This is a genomic window from Gordonia sp. VNK21 (assembly GCF_046098115.1).
GTDB lineage: Bacteria > Actinomycetota > Actinomycetes > Mycobacteriales > Mycobacteriaceae > Gordonia.
On the sequence record NZ_JBJURU010000001.1, the window covers coordinates 498,371 to 515,924 of the forward strand.

14 protein-coding genes and 1 pseudogene are annotated in these 17,554 nt (G+C 71.8%); 9 read left to right on the plus strand and 6 right to left on the minus strand.

Going from position 1 to position 17,554, the window contains the following annotated elements:
• Window positions 1–581: 581 nt before the first annotated feature.
• From ACJMNC_RS02480 to ACJMNC_RS02500, 5 genes are all read left to right on the plus strand, one after another.
• The gene (locus tag ACJMNC_RS02480; protein ID WP_408946351.1) at window positions 582–2,789 is read left to right on the plus strand and encodes a flavodoxin domain-containing protein; all 2,208 of its coding nucleotides are present in this window, start codon (window positions 582–584) and stop codon (window positions 2,787–2,789) included.
• A gap of 73 nt (window positions 2,790–2,862) precedes the next feature.
• Window positions 2,863–4,617: an NTP transferase domain-containing protein gene (locus ACJMNC_RS02485; RefSeq protein WP_408946352.1), complete on the plus strand. Its 1,755-nt coding sequence runs from the start codon at window positions 2,863–2,865 to the stop codon at window positions 4,615–4,617.
• Window positions 4,618–4,786: 169 nt separating this feature from the next.
• Window positions 4,787–7,330: a nitrite reductase large subunit NirB gene (gene nirB, locus ACJMNC_RS02490; protein WP_408946353.1), complete on the plus strand. Its 2,544-nt coding sequence runs from the start codon at window positions 4,787–4,789 to the stop codon at window positions 7,328–7,330.
• A gap of 6 nt (window positions 7,331–7,336) precedes the next feature.
• Window positions 7,337–7,768, plus strand: a complete 432-nt coding sequence (nirD, locus tag ACJMNC_RS02495; RefSeq protein WP_408946354.1) for a nitrite reductase small subunit NirD — start codon at window positions 7,337–7,339, stop codon at window positions 7,766–7,768.
• Window positions 7,765–8,508 (plus strand): sirohydrochlorin chelatase, encoded by a 744-nt coding sequence (locus tag ACJMNC_RS02500; RefSeq protein WP_408946355.1) that lies wholly within the window; start codon window positions 7,765–7,767, stop codon window positions 8,506–8,508. The genes nirD and ACJMNC_RS02500 overlap by 4 nt, the downstream gene beginning before the upstream one ends.
• A gap of 151 nt (window positions 8,509–8,659) precedes the next feature.
• On the opposite strand, the gene ACJMNC_RS02505 is transcribed toward ACJMNC_RS02500, so the two are convergent.
• The 6 genes from ACJMNC_RS02505 to moaA all read right to left on the minus strand — a co-directional run bounded on the left by ACJMNC_RS02505 (window position 8,660) and on the right by moaA (window position 14,236).
• On the minus strand, window positions 8,660–9,793 hold the full coding sequence (locus ACJMNC_RS02505; RefSeq protein WP_408946356.1) for a uroporphyrinogen-III synthase: 1,134 nt from the start codon (window positions 9,791–9,793) through the stop codon (window positions 8,660–8,662).
• Entirely contained in the window at window positions 9,790–11,166 is a 1,377-nt protein-coding gene (locus ACJMNC_RS02510) for an MFS transporter (RefSeq protein ID WP_408946357.1), read from the minus strand. Before ACJMNC_RS02510 ends, ACJMNC_RS02505 begins: the two co-directional genes overlap by 4 nt.
• Window positions 11,167–11,344: 178 nt before the next feature.
• On the minus strand, window positions 11,345–12,130 hold the full coding sequence (gene modB / locus ACJMNC_RS02515) for a molybdate ABC transporter permease subunit (protein WP_408946358.1): 786 nt from the start codon (window positions 12,128–12,130) through the stop codon (window positions 11,345–11,347).
• Window positions 12,131–12,155: 25 nt separating this feature from the next.
• Window positions 12,156–12,902 carry a molybdate ABC transporter substrate-binding protein gene (modA, locus tag ACJMNC_RS02520; protein ID WP_408946359.1) on the minus strand — a complete coding sequence of 249 codons (747 nt, stop codon included), beginning with the start codon at window positions 12,900–12,902 and terminating at the stop codon, window positions 12,156–12,158.
• 34 nt (window positions 12,903–12,936) lie between these two features.
• Window positions 12,937–13,188, minus strand: coding sequence for a MoaD/ThiS family protein (locus ACJMNC_RS02525; RefSeq protein ID WP_408946360.1), 252 nt, complete (start codon window positions 13,186–13,188; stop codon window positions 12,937–12,939).
• Window positions 13,181–14,236, minus strand: a complete 1,056-nt coding sequence (gene moaA / locus ACJMNC_RS02530; protein ID WP_408946361.1) for a GTP 3',8-cyclase MoaA — start codon at window positions 14,234–14,236, stop codon at window positions 13,181–13,183. The genes ACJMNC_RS02525 and moaA overlap by 8 nt, the downstream gene beginning before the upstream one ends.
• A gap of 71 nt (window positions 14,237–14,307) precedes the next feature.
• Between moaA and glp the strand changes: the two genes are divergently transcribed.
• From glp to ACJMNC_RS02550, 4 genes and pseudogenes are all read left to right on the plus strand, one after another.
• On the plus strand, window positions 14,308–15,492 hold the full coding sequence (gene glp, locus ACJMNC_RS02535) for a gephyrin-like molybdotransferase Glp (RefSeq protein WP_408946362.1): 1,185 nt from the start codon (window positions 14,308–14,310) through the stop codon (window positions 15,490–15,492).
• Window positions 15,477–16,532 (plus strand): bifunctional molybdenum cofactor biosynthesis protein MoaC/MoaB, encoded by a 1,056-nt coding sequence (moaCB, locus tag ACJMNC_RS02540; protein ID WP_408946363.1) that lies wholly within the window; start codon window positions 15,477–15,479, stop codon window positions 16,530–16,532. The genes glp and moaCB overlap by 16 nt, the downstream gene beginning before the upstream one ends.
• The gene (locus ACJMNC_RS02545; RefSeq protein WP_408946364.1) at window positions 16,525–16,938 is read left to right on the plus strand and encodes a molybdenum cofactor biosynthesis protein MoaE; all 414 of its coding nucleotides are present in this window, start codon (window positions 16,525–16,527) and stop codon (window positions 16,936–16,938) included. Before moaCB ends, ACJMNC_RS02545 begins: the two co-directional genes overlap by 8 nt.
• Before the next feature lie 394 nt (window positions 16,939–17,332).
• Window positions 17,333–17,554 (plus strand): annotated as a pseudogene (locus tag ACJMNC_RS02550) (ABC transporter ATP-binding protein); the annotation flags it as partial.

Consider the following 17,554-nt stretch of genomic DNA (forward strand, 5'->3'; position numbering starts at 1 on the left):
GCCGGTCGTGCGGCAGCCGGGTCCGGGCCCACAGGAGCGCGTCGCCACGCCGCCGGCCCTACCAGCCCTGCCGCAGCCGGCCCCCTAACCGGTGCTACGGCCGCTGGTCTGGCCTGTCTATCCGCGCAAGCCGGAGGCTGCCTAGCCCCCACCGCGGCGGCCTCTCGTCCCGCTGGTCACTCAGCTCCGGGCCGCGGCGCCGCCTACCACGCCCCCGCAACAGCCACTGCCAGTAGCCGAGGCTAAGCCAACGCCCTCTCCACCAAAACGTGTCACTATGGCGCGTCTGGAACTTAAGGCCAACGTCGCTCAGGCCTAGGTGCCGCAGCAACCACTCGCGCAAGTGGCGCTCGTCTCACGGCCGGCGCAGCGGGGTCACGTACCCATGCTTCGTGTCCGGGCCGTGCTAGCGCAGCCACTGGAACCGCCCGTCAAAGCGGAGCGGCGCCGCCCTCTGGTCCACGTGGCACAGCGGCAGCCGCTACGGCACGTCGCGGCGTAGCAGCCCTACCTAGAGCTGCTTCGAGCTGCCTAAGTCAAACAACTCGAACCGGTGGGCCGGCCAGAACCAGTAGCACACGGTGACCACCCGCCTGCCCGCCAAGGTCACCGACGCGATCGTGCCGGGCCTGTGCTTCGTACCCATGCACTGGGGCGACGCGGCCGGCACTCTGCTCGCGGTGAACGCGCTCACCAACGACGCCGTGGATCCGGACTCGCTGCAACCGGAATTCAAGGTCTGCGCGGTATCACTGTGCAAAACCACCTCTCCCGCAACCGAATCGGAGCCGATGACCGTCACCGACAACGCCCCCGCACCATCCGCCGCGGCGCCGGGCCTCGACTCACTGGTCGCCCTGCTCTCCGGCGGCGCCACCCCCGATCCGTCGGAGGCCGAACGCGCCTATCTGTCCGGTCTGGTCGCCGGCATCGTGGCCAATCCCCCGGCCGACGCCGTCCCGACCATCCCGGCCGCCGCACCGCTGCGCGAGGACACCCGGGCCTGGGCCGACGGCGTGCTGGCCGGATACTTCTCCCGGACGGCGCTCGCGGGCGGCGCCCCAGCGCTCGCTGCTCCCCCGGGCGGCACCGGTGCGGAGCCGGCCACCACGTCGGGGGAGGTGGCCGGCCCCACCCCGGTGACGGTGGTCTGGGCCTCGCAGACCGGTACCGCCGAGGAGTTCGCGGAGGACTGCGCCGGCCGGCTGACCGACGCCGGCTTCGCGGTCACCCTGACCGGCGCCGAACACGTGGCACCCGATGCCCTGCGCGGGAACATTCTGTTCCTGGTCGCGACGACCGGCGACGGCGACGCCCCGGACAATGCACTGGCGCTGTGGGATTCGCTCGCCACGGCCACCGCCGACGACGTGGCCGATCTGCGTTTCGCAGTACTCGGCTTCGGCGACTCGTCCTATGCCGACTTCTGCGGGTTCGCCCGCAAACTCGACGGCCGTCTCGACCATCTCGGTGCGGTCCGCATCGCCGAGCGGGGTGCCTGCGAGCCCGACTACGAGGACACGGCGCAGGCCTGGCTCTCCGCCGTCATCACGGCGCTCGCCGCGCCCACCGACGGGGAGACGAGCGCCGACGCCACCGACGCCGACGTCCGGCCCGCCGCGAATCAGACCACCGCGAGTGGGGCCCCCGCAGAACTGTCGGCGCCGGTCTCCACCCCCGCGTACTCCCGGAAGAATCCGCTGGTCACCACCATGGTGACCAATGAGGTGCTCAGCGCCGAGGGCTCGGCCAAGCAGGTCCGGCGTATCGGCTTCGCGCTGCCGGCAGGCACCCTGGAGTACACCGCCGGCGATGCGCTCGGCGTGTGGCCCCGCAATGCCACCGGGCTGGTCGACGAATGGCTCGACCGCACCGGGCTGGACGGGCAGACCGCGGTGGGGCTGGACGGCGAGATGATGCCGCTGCGTGCGGCGCTGACCGACCGGCTCGACATCGCCCGCATCACCACCGCACTGCTGACCCTGGTGAACGCCGGGCGCGACGACCCCGAACTGACCTCCCTGATCGACGAGCCTTCGCACATCGCCGACTGGGCGTGGGGCAAGCAGGCCGTCGATCTGCTGGCCGACTACCCGGTGACGGCGAGCGCCGAGGAGTGGATCGCGGTGCTGCCCAAGCTGACCCCACGCCTCTATTCCATCTCGTCGAGTCCGCGGACCACCCCCGACCGGGTCGAGGCGACCATCTCCACCGTCCGCTTCGACGGACCGGCCGGCTCCCGACAGGGGGTGTGCTCCGGCTATCTCGCCGACCTGCCCGAGTCCGAGCCGGCGCGGATCTTCATCCAGCGCAACAAGAACTTCGGGCCGCCGGAGGATCCGTCGGCGCCGATGGTGATGATCGGCCCCGGCACCGGGGTGGCGCCCTTCCGCGGGTTCCTGCACGATCGGGCGGCCGCCGGTGCCACCGGCGAGAACTGGCTGTTCTTCGGTGAACAGCACCGCGACACCGACTTCTACTACCGCGACGAGCTCGAGGGCTTCCGCGACGATGGTCTGCTCACCGAGCTGGAGCTGGCCTTCTCCCGGGACCAGGCCGACAAGGTCTACGTCCAGCACCGGATGCTCGAGCGCGCCGACGAGCTCTGGTCGTGGATCCAGCGCGGCGCGCACATCTACGTCTGCGGCGACGCCTCGGCGATGGCCCGTGACGTCGACGACGCCCTGCACCAGATCGTCGCCGAACACGGCCGGCTCGCGCCGGCCAGCGCCGACGCCTACGTCCGCTCCCTCGCCGCCGAGAAGCGCTATGTGCGGGACGTCTACTGATTCCGGCTCCGTCCCGGACGGGTGGCGCATGTCCTAGGGTCATGACTATGAGCACCTCCCCGGCGGTCGGGCCGTGACCGTCCGCTACGACGCCGTCGTACTGGCCGGCGGCCGGGCCCGGCGACTGTCCGGCGCCGACAAACCCGCTGCGCTCGTCGGTGGCCGGCGTCTGCTCGACGTGGTCCTCGAGGCCGTCGACGGCGCCGCGGCCACGGTGGTCGTCGGACCGGACCGGCAGCTCCCCGCCGGGGTGCTGCACACCCGCGAGGACCCGCCGTACGGCGGTCCGGCACCGGCCGTCGCCGCCGGACTGGCCGCCCTCGACGCTGCCCGGACCGCCGCGCCGCCCGCACTGGTCGCGGTACTCGCCGGTGATCTGCCCGACTTGACCGCCGGCGCCGTCGAGACGCTCCTGTCCCATGCCGAGAGCAGCACCGCCCCGGTGGTCCTCGCCGCCGACGAGTCCGGCCGGCCGCAGTACCTGCTGAGCGTGTGGCGGACGGAGGTGCTGCGTGCGGCACTGCAGCGGCGCGACGGCGCCGCCATCGCGCCGCTGATCCCGCCCGGCGCAGCCGTCCTGTTGCTCACCGGCACCGCCGACGTCGACACCGAAGACGAACTCACACAGGCCCGCCGCCGGCACCGCCCCGGCCGTCTCGATCCCGGCGCGGCCCGCCGGCGGCTGGCCGCCGCGCTCGATCCGGTCCCGTCGTCCGAGGCTCTCCTCGCCGGCGCCCTCGGCGCGGCACTCGCCGAAAGCCTCTGCGCCGCCACCGATTTCCCGCCCTTCGATGCCTCGGCGATGGACGGCTACGCGGTGGCCGGCGACGGTCCGTGGGCGCTGGTCGACGCTCCCCGCGCGGCCGGGCACCTGCACAGCCCTCCCCTCGCCCCCGGGACGGCCGCCGTGATCGCCACCGGCGCGGCACTGCCCGGCGGCGCCGACCGGGTGATCCGGCACGAGGAGATCGCCGTCGACGGCGAGCTTCTCCGTGAGACCGGTTCCGGCCGCGACGACACCCGCCGGCGCGGCAGCGCCTGGACCGCCGGCACCGAACTCGCACCGGCCGGCACCGTCGTCGACGCCACAGTGGTCTCGGTGGCCCGCTCGGCCGGTGTCGCCGCAGCCGCTGTACGCGGACCACTGCAGGCCGTGCTGTACACCTCCGGCGACGAGATCACCGCGGACGCGACCACCGAACCGGGACCCGGTCAGGTTCCCGACACGGCATCCGGTCCGGTCGCGGCCCTGCTCACCGAACTGGGCGTGCGGGTCCGCCACGGCGGACACCTCACCGACACCGCCGCCGACTTCGCGGACGCTCTGGGCCAGGTCCCGGACGCCACCGCCGGGCCTGCCGCCGAGACCCCCGACCTGATCGTGGTGATCGGGGCCACCGGACACGGGATCGCCGACCGCTTGCGCACTGCGCTCGACACCGCGGACGCCGAGCTGATCGTCGACGGCATCACCATGCGGCCCGGCGGATCCCTGCTCGCCGCGCGCCTGCCGGACGGCACCGCGATCATCGGGCTGGGCGGCAACCCGCTCGCCGCGGTGGCCGGCGCCGCCCTGATCGCCCCGACCGTCGTGGCCGCCCGCACCGGGGCCGCGCCGCGGGCCGCCGAGTCGATCGACGTGGCCGGGGTGGAGAACCTGACGCTGCCGAACCGTTGGCGGGTGCTGCCCGTCGAACCCGACGGGCACGGCCGCTGGCAGGCGACGGCCGGCCGCGGCACCGGCCATCTGGCCTCGGCCGTCGGCTTCCGCGGTCTGGCCCTGATCCCGCCCGCCGGCAGTGACGCAGCCGTCGAAAGGCTTCGCTGAACGAGCCGGTCACAGCCCGATCGACCCCTCACAGCACTCTCGTTCGCACTGTGCGGCAGAGGTGACATCGGCGCTACATTCGCGGCAACGTTCCGGCAACACCGACTTCCTACCGTGGCTTTCATCAGCTCACAAGAGGCTCACACCTCGGTAGGAAAGGACAGCAGCGATGATCAAGACCGTCGTTGTCGTCGGCCACGGAATGGTCGGCCACCGCTTCGTCGAAGCACTGCGCACCCGGGACACCGACAACCTCTGGCGCGTCGTGGTCTTCGGCGAGGAAGCCGACCTCGCCTACGACCGGGTCGGCCTGTCCAGCTACGTCGGCGAGTGGGAGCGTTCGTCTCTCGCCCTGCCCGGCAACGAATACGCCGGCGACGACGCGGTCACCGTGCGCACCGGCGCGAAGGTCACCGCGATCGAACCCGACCGGCGCCGAGTGCTCACCGACGACGGCGCCGCCACCGACTACGACGCCCTGGTGCTGGCCACCGGCTCGTACGCCTTCGTCCCGCCGGTGCCCGGCCACGACACCGCGGGCTGCCACGTCTACCGCACCCTCGACGACCTCGACGACATCCGGGCCGACGCCGAAGCCGCCCTGCAGCGAGACCCCGGCGCGTCCGGCATGGTGGTCGGCGGCGGCCTGCTCGGCCTGGAGGCGGCCAACGCGCTGCGTCAGCTGGGTCTGCGCCCGCACGTGGTGGAGGTGAATCCGCGCCTCATGCCGCAGCAGGTGGACGAGGCCGGCGGTGAGCACCTGGCCCGGATGATCGGCGAGCTGGGCATCGACATCACCCTCTCGTCCGGCACCAAGGCCATCGCCCCCGGCGACGACGGAGGTCTGGCGGTGACCCTGGCCGACGAGACGGTGGCCACCCCCAGCCTGCTGGTCTTCGCCGCCGGCGTCCGCCCCCGCGACGAGCTGGGCCGCGAGGCCGGTCTGGCACTGGCCGAGCGCGGCGGCATTCTCACCGACACCAGTTGTGTCACCAGCGATCCGGCGATCTACGCGATCGGCGAGGTGGCCGCCATCGAGGGCCGCTGCTACGGTCTCGTCGGCCCCGGCTACGCCACGGCCGAGGTGGTGGCCGACCGGCTGCTCGGCGGCGACGCGACCTTCCCGGGTGCGGACATGTCCACCAAGCTCAAGCTGCTCGGGGTGGATGTGGCCAGCTTCGGCGACGCACACGGCACCACCGAGGGCTCGCTGCCGGTGGTGGTGAGCGATCCGATCGGCGGCACCTACGCCAAGCTGGTGCTCTCCGACGACGCCAGCACTCTGCTCGGCGGTGTGCTGGTCGGCGATGCCTCGTCGTACGGCATGCTGCGCCCGCTGGTCGGCTCCTCGCTGCCCGGCGACCCGGTGAGCCTGATCTCCCCCGCCACCGACGGCGCCCCCGCCCTGGGTGTGGGCTCGCTGCCCGACGACGCGCAGATCTGCTCCTGCAACGACGTCAGCAAGGGCACACTGTGCTCGGCGATCGCCGACGGCGCGTGCACCGTCGCCGACCTGAAGAAGTGCACCGGGGCCGGCACCGCCTGCGGCTCGTGTGTGCCGCTGCTCTCCCAGGTCCTCGATGCGGCCGGCGTGGAGCAGTCCACCGCCCTGTGCGAGCACTTCGAGGCCTCCCGCGCCGAGCTCTTCGAACTCGTCCGGGCCTCGGGCATCCGCACCTTCTCCGGGCTGATCGAACGCTTCGGCACCGGCACCGGCTGCGACATCTGCAAGCCGACCGTGGCCTCCATCCTGGCGTCGACCAGCTCGGATCACATCCTCACCGGCGAGCAGGCCTCGCTGCAGGACACCAACGACCGCTTCCTGGCCAACATGCAGCGCAACGGCACCTACTCGGTGGTGCCCCGGGTGCCCGGCGGCGACATCACCCCCGAACACCTGATCCTGATCGGCGAGATCGCCCGCGACTACGGGCTGTACACCAAGATCACCGGCGGCCAGCGGATCGACATGTTCGGCGCCACCGTGGACCAGCTGCCGGAGATCTGGCGGCGGCTGGTGGACGGCGGCATGGAGTCCGGGCACGCCTACGGCAAGTCGCTGCGCACGGTCAAGAGCTGCGTGGGCACCGACTGGTGCCGCTACGGCCAGCAGGACTCGGTGCAGATGGCCATCGACCTGGAGCTGCGCTACCGCGGCCTGCGTTCGCCGCACAAGATCAAGATGGGCGTGTCCGGCTGCGCCCGGGAATGCGCCGAGGCCCGCGGCAAGGACGTGGGGGTGATCGCCACCGAATCGGGCTGGAACCTGTACGTGGCGGGCAACGGCGGCATGACACCCAAGCACGCGCAGCTGCTGGCCGGTGATCTGGACTCGGAGACGCTGGTCAAGTACATCGACCGCTTCCTGATGTACTACATCCGCACCGCCGACCGGTTGCAGCGCACCGCCCCCTGGCTCGAGGCCCTCGACGGCGGCCTGGACCGGCTCAAGGAGGTCGTGATCGACGACAGCCTGGGGCTGGCCGCCGATTTCGAAGCCGACATGGCCCGCCACGTGGCCGGCTACCAGGACGAGTGGAAGGGCGTGCTCGACGATCCGGAGAAGCTGGCCCGCTTCAACTCCTTCGTCAACGCCCCCGGGGTCCCTGACCCCACCGTCAGTTTCCGCGAGCACCACGGCCGCAAGGTGCCGGTGCTGCTCGGCGAACCGTCCATGCCGGCTCCGGCCGGATCGATCTCCGGTGAGGAGTAAACAGCCATGACCCTCAACTTCGACCTGCACCGCTGGACCCGGGACTGGACCGCGGCCTGCCACATCTCGGCGCTCGAACCGCTTCGCGGGGTGGCTGTGCTGCTGCCGGACAACGCTCAGGTGGCGCTGTTCCGTCTCGCCGACGACTCGCTCCGCGCCGTGGGCAACATCGACCCGATCGGCCGCGCCGCCGTCCTCTCCCGCGGCATCGTCGGCGACCGGGCCGGCTTCCCGGTGGTGCAGTCCCCGCTCAAGAAGCAGGCCTTCAGTCTCCTCGACGGCCGCTGCCTCGACGCCGACGGTGTGCGGATTCCGGTGTACGGCACCAGAATCGGTCTGGACGGCACGGTCTTCGTCGCCAACTCCCCGGAGATCCGGTTCGGCTACCGTCCGGCGCCGCCGACCCTCGATCCCGACTCCGCGGTGGTCGCGTCATGACCGCCGGCACGCTGCTCGTGGCACACGGTACCCGCAATCCGGCGGGCGTCTCCATGATCGGCGATCTGGCCCAGCTGATGTCGCGACAGCTCCGGCATCCGGTGCGGGTGGCCTTTGTCGACGTCCTCGGCCCGAGCCCCTCGCAGGTGCTCACGGAGCTGCCCGACGACCAGCACATCGCGGTGGTTCCGGCCTTCCTGGCCCGCGGCTATCACGTGCGCGCCGACATCCCCGGCCATCTCGCCGACGCCGCACATCCGCGGGCGACGGTGAGCCGGGCGCTCGGGCCGTCACCGGTGCTCGCCGAGGTGCTCGCCCACCGTCTCGCCGCCGCCGGATACCGTCCCGGCGACACCGTGGTGCTGGCCGCCGCGGGATCCTCGGATGCGCGGGCGGTGCGCGACGTCGAGTCGGCGGCCGGTGACCTGCAGCGCTGCCTCGGCACCCAGGTGCGGATCGGCTTCGCCGCCCCCGCCGCCGACGGCTCCGGGTATCCGGCCGTCGCCGAGGTGGTGGCCGGCCTGCGCACCCGCGGTCCTGGCCGGATCGCCGTGGCGTCCTACCTTCTGGCCGACGGGCTCTTCCAGCGCCGTCTCCATGACTGCGGCGCCGACGTCGTCGCCGCTCCACTCGGACTGCACCCGCGGATCGTCGACCTGGCCTGCGCCCGGTCCCGATCCACCTCGCCGGGCCTGCGGGCGGCCGCCGAGTGGACTCCCCGGCTGGCGGCTTCGAGCTGATACCTCCGCCGGCCGGGGCAGAGCTGAAACGACGGGCGCCCGCCGATGATCCTCGCAGGATCGTCGGCGGGCGCCCCTCGTCGCAGTCGTCCCGGCGCCGCAGTCGTCCCCGTCGTCGCAGTCGTCCCCGTCGCCGCAGTCCCCCGTCGGCTCAGACGGCGAGCCGGTACCCCCGTTTGACCACGGTGGCGATCAGCTCCCGGACTCCCAGCGCACCGCGCAGCCGGCCGATCGCCACCTCGACGGCGTGCGGATCATCGCCGGCGGCCGGCAGCACGGTGAGCAGGTCCTCCCGCGAGAGCACCTCCCCGGGCCGCTCGGCGAGCGCTTTGAGCAGTGCCAGCGAGGTGGCCGAGAGGTCGACCACCGCACCGTCGACCACCACGGAGCCGGCCCGGACACCGAGTGCGTGCCCGGCCACGTCGAGCTCCGGACGACGGCGCGGCAGATCGTCGGCCACCAACCTGGCCAGCGCCCCCAGACGCATCCGGTCGGGTTGCACGCTGGCGATGCCGATGTCCTCGAGCGGCGCCGCGGTCACCGGGCCCACGCAGTAGACGACCACCGTCTCGGCGAGCGCCTCCCGCAACGGGCCGGCCAGCCCGATCCCCTCCGCACGCAGCAGCACCGAGGCCACCGCCGGCGCGGAGGTGAAGGTGATCGCGTCCACCTCGCCGGCGCAGACCCCGGTGATCAGGGCGTCGAGCGGCGCCGGATCGTCGGGGGCCTTCCAGCGGTACACCGGCACGCCCACCACATCGGCGCCGAGATCGATCAGTCCGTCGACGAAACCCGGGTTGGGATCCCACTCATCGGTGGCGCCGTGCAGCTGCACCGCCACCCGCAGGCCGGCCAGATCGTCGCCCTGCAGATGCGAGAGCACCTCGGCCGAGGACTCGGACTGCGGGGACCATTCCTCGCGCAGTCCGGCCGCGCGCAGCGCCCCGGTCGCCTTGGGTCCGCGCGAGATCACCCGCGCGCCGGCGAAGGCCGCCAGCAGATCGTCGGCCAGCCCCCAGCCGTCGGCGGCTTCGATCCAGCCGCGGAAACCGATCCCTGTGGTGGCGATCAGCATGTCGGGCGGGTCGGCGATCAGCGCATCGGTGATCTGGCGCAGGCCGTCGTCGTCGGGCAGCGGCACCATGGTGATGGCGGCGGCCGAACGCACGCGAGCACCGCGCCGCTGGAGCAGCGCGGTGAACTCGTCGGCCCGACGGGCAGCCGTGATGGCAACGGTGAACCCCGCCAGCGAGGGCGGGGTCGACCGTTCGGCGCTGCTCGTCATGAACCCAGTTTCGCAGATGCCGCGGGCGCAGGATCGGAGACGGCCGGTGCATCCTTGGGAACCGCCAGGTACACCCGCCAGGTGACCAGCGCGGCGATCGCATAGAAGACGGCGAACACCACGAAGGCGGCGGTGGCGGTGCCGCTGGCCGAGTACGACTGGCGCAGCACCAGGTTGATGCCCACTCCGCCGAGACCGCCGACCGCGCCGGCGATACCGATCACCGCACCGGACATCGACCGCGAGTACGCGGTACGGCCGGCCTCGTCGAGCGGCAGCGAACGGGAGGCGGCGTCGAAGATCGACGGGATCATCTTGTAGACCGAGCCGTTGCCCATCCCCGACAGCAGGAACAGGATGATGAAGCCGACCACCGCGATCCCGATCGATCCGGATCCGGCGAGCAGGATCACGCCCGCACCGATCATGCCCACGAAGACCAGCAGGGTCACCACGCTGCCGCCGAAGCGATCGGCGAGCTTGCCTCCGTACACCCGGCTGATGGAGCCGAGCAGCGGGCCGATGAACGCGATCTGCGCGGCGTGCAGCGAGGCGTCGGCGGCGCTCTGGCCCTGATCGCGGAAGTTGACCGCCAGCATCTGGCCGAAGGCGAACGAGAAGCCGATGAACGAGCCGAAGGTACCGATGTACAGCAGCGCGATCACCCAGGTGTGCTTGTTGCGCACCGCGGCCCGCATAGCCTGCAGATCCACGCCGGGGCCGTCCACGTTGTCCATGAACAAGGCCGCACCGACGGCGGCGATCACCAGTGCCACCAGGTAGAAGGCACAGACCCAGTACGGCTCGCGGTTGCCCGCCAAGGCGATCACCAGCAGCCCCAGCAACTGGACGGCCGGCACCCCCAGGTTGCCGCCGCCGGCGTTCAGGCCCAGCGCCCAGCCCTTGAGCCGCTGCGGATAGAAGTTGTTGATGTTGGTCATCGACGAGGCGAAGTTACCGCCGCCGACACCGGTGAGCGCGGCGACCACCAGGTACATCCACAGCGGCTGTCCCGGATTGGCCAGCAGCACGATGGTGGCGACCACCGGGACGATCAGCACGGCCGCGGAGAAGACCGTCCAGTTGCGGCCGCCGAAACGGCTGGTCGCCATGGTGTACGGCAGACGCAGCAGCGAGCCGGCGAGGGTGGCGACGGCGCCGATCAGGAACTTGTCCCCGAGCGAGATGCCGTAGACGTCGGTGGGCATGAACAGCACCATCACCGACCACAACGACCACACCGAGAAGCCGACGTGTTCGGCCAGCACCGACCAGATCAGGTTGCGCCGGGCGATCGCCGATCCGCCGTTGTTCCACGCTTCGACGTCCTCGGGGTCCCAGTCGGTGAGGGTGTGAGATCTCTTGAGCCGCACGGTGTCGCTCCTTCATTTCGCTTCGCTGGACTGCGCCGGGTTGTCCCCAAACTAGGGGTGTTGTGTTTCCCGGCCCGCCCGCAGCGGTCACCGCAAGGTAATCAGATGCTCACCGGAGGCCGGACGACGGTGTGAGAAGCGGGTATCCGCGGTGCCGCAGGTCACAGCGGCGGCGCGGTCAGGAGCTGATCGCCGGCATCCAGCGGCTGCGCATGCCGATCAGCACGATCACCGACAGCACCACCAGGCCCACGGCCATGGCGATCGCGGACTCTTCGTCACGCTGCAGCGACAGATAGATCGCGAGCGGCATGGTCTGGGTGACGCCTTCGACGTTGCCGGCGAAGGTGACGGTGGCGCCGAACTCGCCGAGCGCCCGCGCGAAGCACATCACCGCGCCGGCGAAGATGCCCGGCCGGATCTCCGGCAGAGTGATGCGCAGAAAGGTGGTGAGCTTGCTCGCGCCCAGGGTGTAGGCCGACTCCTCGGCCTCGATGCTGCGCGCCCGCAGTGCCGCCTCCACGCTGACTACCAGGAAGGGCATGGCGACCACCAGCTGCGCGATCACCACCGCCCAGAACGTGTAGGTGGGCGTCCAGCCGAACCAGGCGTCGAGGTATTGGCCGAGCAGTCCTCGCCGGCCGAGCAGCGTCAGCAGGGCGGTGCCGATCACCACCGGCGGCATCACCATCGGAATCACCACCAGCAGCCGCACGTAGCGGGCGAAGCGGGCCTCGCCGTTGGCCAGCAGCGCCGACAGCGGCACCCCCAGCAGCAGGGCGAAGACGGTGGCCAGGGCCGCAGCGCCCAGCGACAGGCCCAGCGCCGACAGGGCGGTCCGGGTGGTGAGCAGGCTGACGATACGATCCCACGGCGCGGCCCAGGCGAGCGCGATCAGCGGGGCGATGATGACCGCCACGCCGAGTGCCCCCAGCCCGGTCAGCGCCGTGGGAAGTCGTTTCACCGGAACGGAATTCGTCCGCAGAGGGTCACGGCGTGCCGAAACCGGCGTCCGTGAGGATCTTCTTGCCCTGCTCGGACGTCAGCAGTTCCACGAACTCCCGGCCGGAGTCCGAGAGTGAGGCCGCCGGATACTCGTTCACCGGGGCGTCCGGAATCTCGATGATCTCCACCTTGTCGCCGGCCGAGGCCGCATCGGTCTGGTACACCAGGGCCGCATCGGCCTCGCCGCTGGTCACCGAGCCCAGTGCGGCCCGCACGTCCACGGCGCGGCTGACCGGATGCGCCTGTCCGCCGATCGCGGTGATCGCCTTCTCCGCGGCCCGTCCGCACGGCACCTCGCTGGCGCAGATCACCGAACGGTTCCCGGCCTGGGTGAAGAAGTCGAGCCCGGTCACCTCGCCCGGGTTGCCCTTCGGCACCACGATCACCAGCTTGTTGGTGGCGACGATCACCGGGTCGGAGACCAGGCCGTCCTGCACCGCCTGGTCCATGGTGGTGGTGTCGGCGGTGATCAGCACATCGGCCGGGGCGCCGGACTTGAGCCGCTGCACCAGCGCCGAGGAGGCGGCGGCGTCCACCTTGACGTCGGTACCGTCGTGGCTGTCCCGGTACGCATCGGAGAGGGGATCCATCACGTCCACGAGCGAGGCCGCCGCCATCACCCGCAGCGTTCCGCCGTTGTCGTCGTCCGACGAGCACGCGGTGACCGCACCCGCGGTCAGGGTCAGTGCGGCCATGGCCGCCGTCGCTGCGAATACCTTGCGCCACTTCATGTTCGTCACTCCTGGATCGATGGGCGCGGACGAATCAGCCGCCCGCGAAGGGCGGGAGTAAGTCTACGACAGCGCCGATCCGATCACCGGGTTCCCGGCGCATCTCCTCCCCGTCGAGCACAGTGCTGACCTGTGCGAGCGCACCCGCCCGTTCACCGTGGCGCGCCGCCACGGCCGCGCGCAGCCCGGCGACCGTGGCCGTGGTCAGACGCAGTTCCTCACGACGGCAGCCGGTGCGGTCGACGAGGCCGGCGAAATACGTCACGGTCACCGTGTGCTCAGCCACCGATGGCTCCCATCGACCGCCTCGGATGTGCCAGCACCGCAGCGGGCTGGTGGCCGGCGGATTTACGCCAGGTGACGGCGCGCCAGGCCCGGGCGAGATCGGCATCATCACCGCCGGAACGCAGTACGGCCCGCAGGTCGATCTCGTCGTCGGAGAACAGGCACGGTCGCACCCGGCCCTCGGCGGTGATCCGGGTGCGGTCGCAGGTACCGCAGAAAGACCGGCTCATCGAGGCGATGATGCCGACGGTGCCCGGTCCCCCGTCGACCTGCCAGAGTTCGGCCGGGGCGCCGGGATCGTCGCGGCCGACGGGCGTCAGGTCGTGGTACTCGCCGAGGACAGCCAGCACCTCGGCCGCAGTCACATAGGTGCGGGCGTCCCAGGTCGCGTCCGCATCCAGCGGCATCGCCTCGATGAATCGCAGACGCAGCCCCCGATCCAGGCACCATCTCAGCAGTTCCGGTGCGCGAGAAAGGGTTTCACGCAGGGCGACGGCGTTGATCTTCACCGGCTGCAGACCGGCGGCGACGGCGGCGTCGATCCCGGCGATCACATCGCCGAGCCGGTCGCGCCGGGTGATCGTCGCGAACTGTGCGGGGTCGACGGTGTCGAGGGAGATGTTGATCCGGCTCAGCCCGGCCGCCGCCAGAGCCGTTGCGCGCCGGGCCAGGCCGATGCCGTTGGTGGTCAGCGCGATCGGCAGGTGCTCGTGGTGCTCGCGGATCGCGGCCACCAGCTGCTCGAGGTCTTTGCGGACCAGGGGTTCGCCGCCGGTGAGCCGGATCTCCTCGATCCCCAGCTCGCCCACGCCCACGTCCACCAGTCGCACCACCTCGTCCGCCGAGAGCAGCTCCTCGCGCGGCATCAGCGGCAGGCCTTCGGCGGGCATGCAGTAGTGGCAGCGGAGCGTGCAGGCCTGGGTCAGCGAGATCCGCAGGTCGCGGGCGCGCCGGCCGTGGGAATCGACCAGTCCGGGAGTCGCCGTCAGCGCCGAACGGACCGTCTCCCCCGAGGCGGTGTCCGTGTGCGGGCCGACGACAACGTTCACACTCCCAGGCTAGCAACGCGCACCGCCGATCGCGGGCTGTTGCCCGGCGGTGAGCCGTTAGGCTGGACGGTGTGAATCGTCGCCCGATAGCCGACCATCGTGCCGCCGTCGCCGCCGTTCTCGACGCTCTCGGCGCTCGCCGCGAAGCCGAGACGCTGCCGGTCGGCGCGGCGCTGGGCCGGGTCACTGCTCGCGACGTCACCGCTCCGGTGACGCTTCCGCCGTTCGCGAATTCGGCGATGGACGGGTTCGCCGTCCGGGTCGCCGACCTCGACGGCACCGCGTCCGTGCAGGTGGCCGGCCGGATCTTTGCCGGCGACGTGCAGCGACGGACGCTGCCGCCGGGTGCGGCGATGGCCATCATGACCGGCGCCCCGCTGCCGGACGGGGCCGACGCGGTGATCCAGGTGGAGCACTCCGTCGAGCAGGACGGCCGGGTGCGCTTCGACCGGCTGCCGTCGGCCGGCGAGTTCGTCCGCTCCCCCGGCGAGGACGTGAGCTCCGGCGAGCCGGTGGTGACCGAGAACACTGTGCTGGCGGCCCGGCACCTCGGTGCGCTGGCGGCCTGCGGCGTCGGCGAGGTCGACGTGGTCCGCCGGCCCGTGGTCGCCGTGATCTCCACCGGCAGCGAACTGGTCCCACCCGGCACGCCGCTGCAGCCGGGCCAGATCTATGAATCCAATGCCGTCACGCTGGCCGCCCTCTGCCGGGCCAACGGCGCCGTCGTCGGCTCGGCCGGTTGCGCCGGGGACGAGCCGGGAGCGCTGGCCACCGCCCTCGACCGGGCCGTCGACGGGGCCGACCTGGTGCTCACCTCGGGCGGGATCTCGATGGGCGAACGCGAGCCGGTACGGCAGACCCTGGCGGGCACCGGTGAGTTCGGCCCGGTGGCCATGCAGCCCGGCGGACCGCAGGGCATCGCCGAGTGGAAGGGCGTCCCGGTGTGCTGCTTCCCGGGGAACCCGGTGAGCGTGCTGGTCTCGTTCGAGGTGCTGCTGCGCGACTCCCTGCGCGCGCTGAGCGGACTGCCGCCGATTCCCACCGAGCGCGGCCGGCTGACGGCTCCGCTGACCTCGGTGCCCGGCAAGACGCAGTTCCGGCGCGGCTACCGGACGTCCGGCGGGGTGGTCGCACACGGCGGGCCGGGCAGCCACCTGGCGGTCACGGCGGCCGCCGCCGACGTCCTGATCGAGATCGACGCGGAGGTCACCGAACTGCCCGCGGGTGCGGAGGTGACCCTGTGGCCGATGAGCTGAATCCGGATCCCGGGCCGGCCGGGCTGACCCATCTGCGTGCCGACGGGACTGCGGCCATGGTGGACGTGGGCGGCAAACCGGTCACAGCCCGCACCGCGGTGGCCCGCGGCGTCTTCGTCACCACTGCTGCGGTGATCGACGCGATCCGCGGCGGTGCCGCGCCCAAGGGCGATGTGCTGGCCACGGCCCGCATCGCCGGCATCGCCGGGGCCAAACGCACCTCGGAGCTCATCCCGCTGTGCCATCCGCTGCCGCTGTCCAAGGTGGCCGTCGACTTCGAGCTGGGCGCGGACCGGATCGAGATCACCGCCACCGCCTCGACCACCGGACGGACCGGGGTGGAGATGGAGGCGCTCACCGCGGTCACCGTCGCCGGCCTGACCCTGCACGACATGGTCAAGGCGCTCGATCCGGCCGGACAGCTCACCGAGGTGGGACTGCACCAGAAAACCGGTGGGCGGCACGGCCATTGGGAACGGGAGAGCTTTCTCGCCGAGCGCGCCGCACACGCACCGGAGACCGCCGCCGCCGACAACGTGCCGCTGCATCCCGGCCGCCGGGCCGTCGTGCTGGTCGTCTCCACCGGAAGCGCACAGGGACGCCGCACCGACCGGACCGGTCCGGTGATCGCCGAGTGGCTCACCGCGCAGGGGCTGACCGTGCAGCGCGTTCAGGTGGTGGCCGACGCCGACTTCCCCGCGGCGCTGAGCGCCGCACTGGCCGATCGGCCGGCTGTTCTGATCACCACCGGCGGCACCGGCCCGACCCGCGACGACCGGGTTCCCGAGGCCGCCGCCGCCGTACTGACCGTCCCGATCCCCGGCATCGCCGAGGCGATGCGGGCCCGAGGTCTGGACGCGACCCCGCTCGCGTCCCTCAGCCGCGGCGTGGCGGGACTGGCCGGCGGCACCTTCCTGGCGACGCTGCCCGGATCCACCGGCGGCGTGCGCGACGGACTGGCCGTCTTGGGTCCCGTCGTCGCCCATCTGCTCGAACTCGCCGACGGCACCGAGCATGCGGGAGACGAGCACCATGTCTGACCCGGACCCGATCAGCGAGCACCCGCTGGACGTGCGCGCCGTGGAACGCGCGGTGCTCACCGATGCCGACGGCGCCCTGGTCACGTTCACCGGCGTGGTCCGCGACCACCACGGCGGCCGCCGGGTGAGCGCGCTCAGCTATCACGCGCATCCGCAGGCCGGCCGCTTTCTCACCGAGGTGCTCGAACGGCACCGTACCGACGACGTCCGGGTGGCCGGTGTGCACCGGATCGGCGATCTGGCGATCGGCGAACTGGCGGTGGTGGTCTGTGTGGCCGCTCCGCACCGGGGCGAGGCCTTCGAGATCTGTGCGCGGGTGATCGACGAGATCAAGACCGGCGTTCCCATCTGGAAGCACGAGACCTACGCCGACGGCGACACCGCCTGGGTGAACGCCTGCGAGTGAGCCCGCCCACCGCCCGCACCGGGGCGGTTTTCGGTTGACAGGCGCCTGACAGCTGCGGCCAAGGCCCCCGCCAGTTCCGCCCCATACCTTCGTTCTTGTCGGCAACGAGATGAGACACGTTGCCACCCAACGACTTCGGTTGTTGGACGTGATAACGAAGGAGCAGAGCATGGCACATCGGAACCCGCAGAACAACCGCAACGGCCACCGGCAGCAGCAGCCCCACCGGCGCCGGCGGGTTCGCACCTGGGATCGCCGCCAGCACCGCTGGATCTGGCAGTGGGTCTGACCACACTGCCGTGAAGAGGCCGACGGATCCGCCATCCCCGACTGGCGGATCCGTCGGCATCGCGCATCCTCCACCCGTCCCTGCCGCAGCTGAGAAGAGGCCCCGGTGACCCTGCTGACCGCCGCCACCCGTTTCGCGCCCGACGTGCGCGGTTCCCGTCTGTTGCTGACCCTGGCCGCACTGGCGATGATCGGTGCCGCCGCCCTCGACGCTTACGGCGTCTTCGTGCTGTCCGACCTGGTCGACGGCACGCTCGACGCCGACGGCTGGGGAGCTGTGGCCGGGCTCGGCGCCGTCTGGCTGGCGGTGACCGCGGCCTCCGCGGCC

Bases quoted from the DNA above. Each gene is read 5' to 3' on its own strand.
- nirB (WP_408946353.1), top strand. From the start codon at position 4,787: ATGATCAAGACCGTCGTTGTCGTCGGCCACGGAATGGTCGGCCACCGC.
- nirD (WP_408946354.1), top strand. From the start codon at position 7,337: ATGACCCTCAACTTCGACCTGCACCGCTGGACCCGGGACTGGACCGCG.
- ACJMNC_RS02500 (WP_408946355.1), top strand. From the start codon at position 7,765: ATGACCGCCGGCACGCTGCTCGTGGCACACGGTACCCGCAATCCGGCG.
- ACJMNC_RS02505 (WP_408946356.1), bottom strand. From the start codon at position 9,793: ATGACGAGCAGCGCCGAACGGTCGACCCCGCCCTCGCTGGCGGGGTTC.
- modA (WP_408946359.1), bottom strand. From the start codon at position 12,902: ATGAAGTGGCGCAAGGTATTCGCAGCGACGGCGGCCATGGCCGCACTG.
- ACJMNC_RS02545 (WP_408946364.1), top strand. From the start codon at position 16,525: ATGTCTGACCCGGACCCGATCAGCGAGCACCCGCTGGACGTGCGCGCC.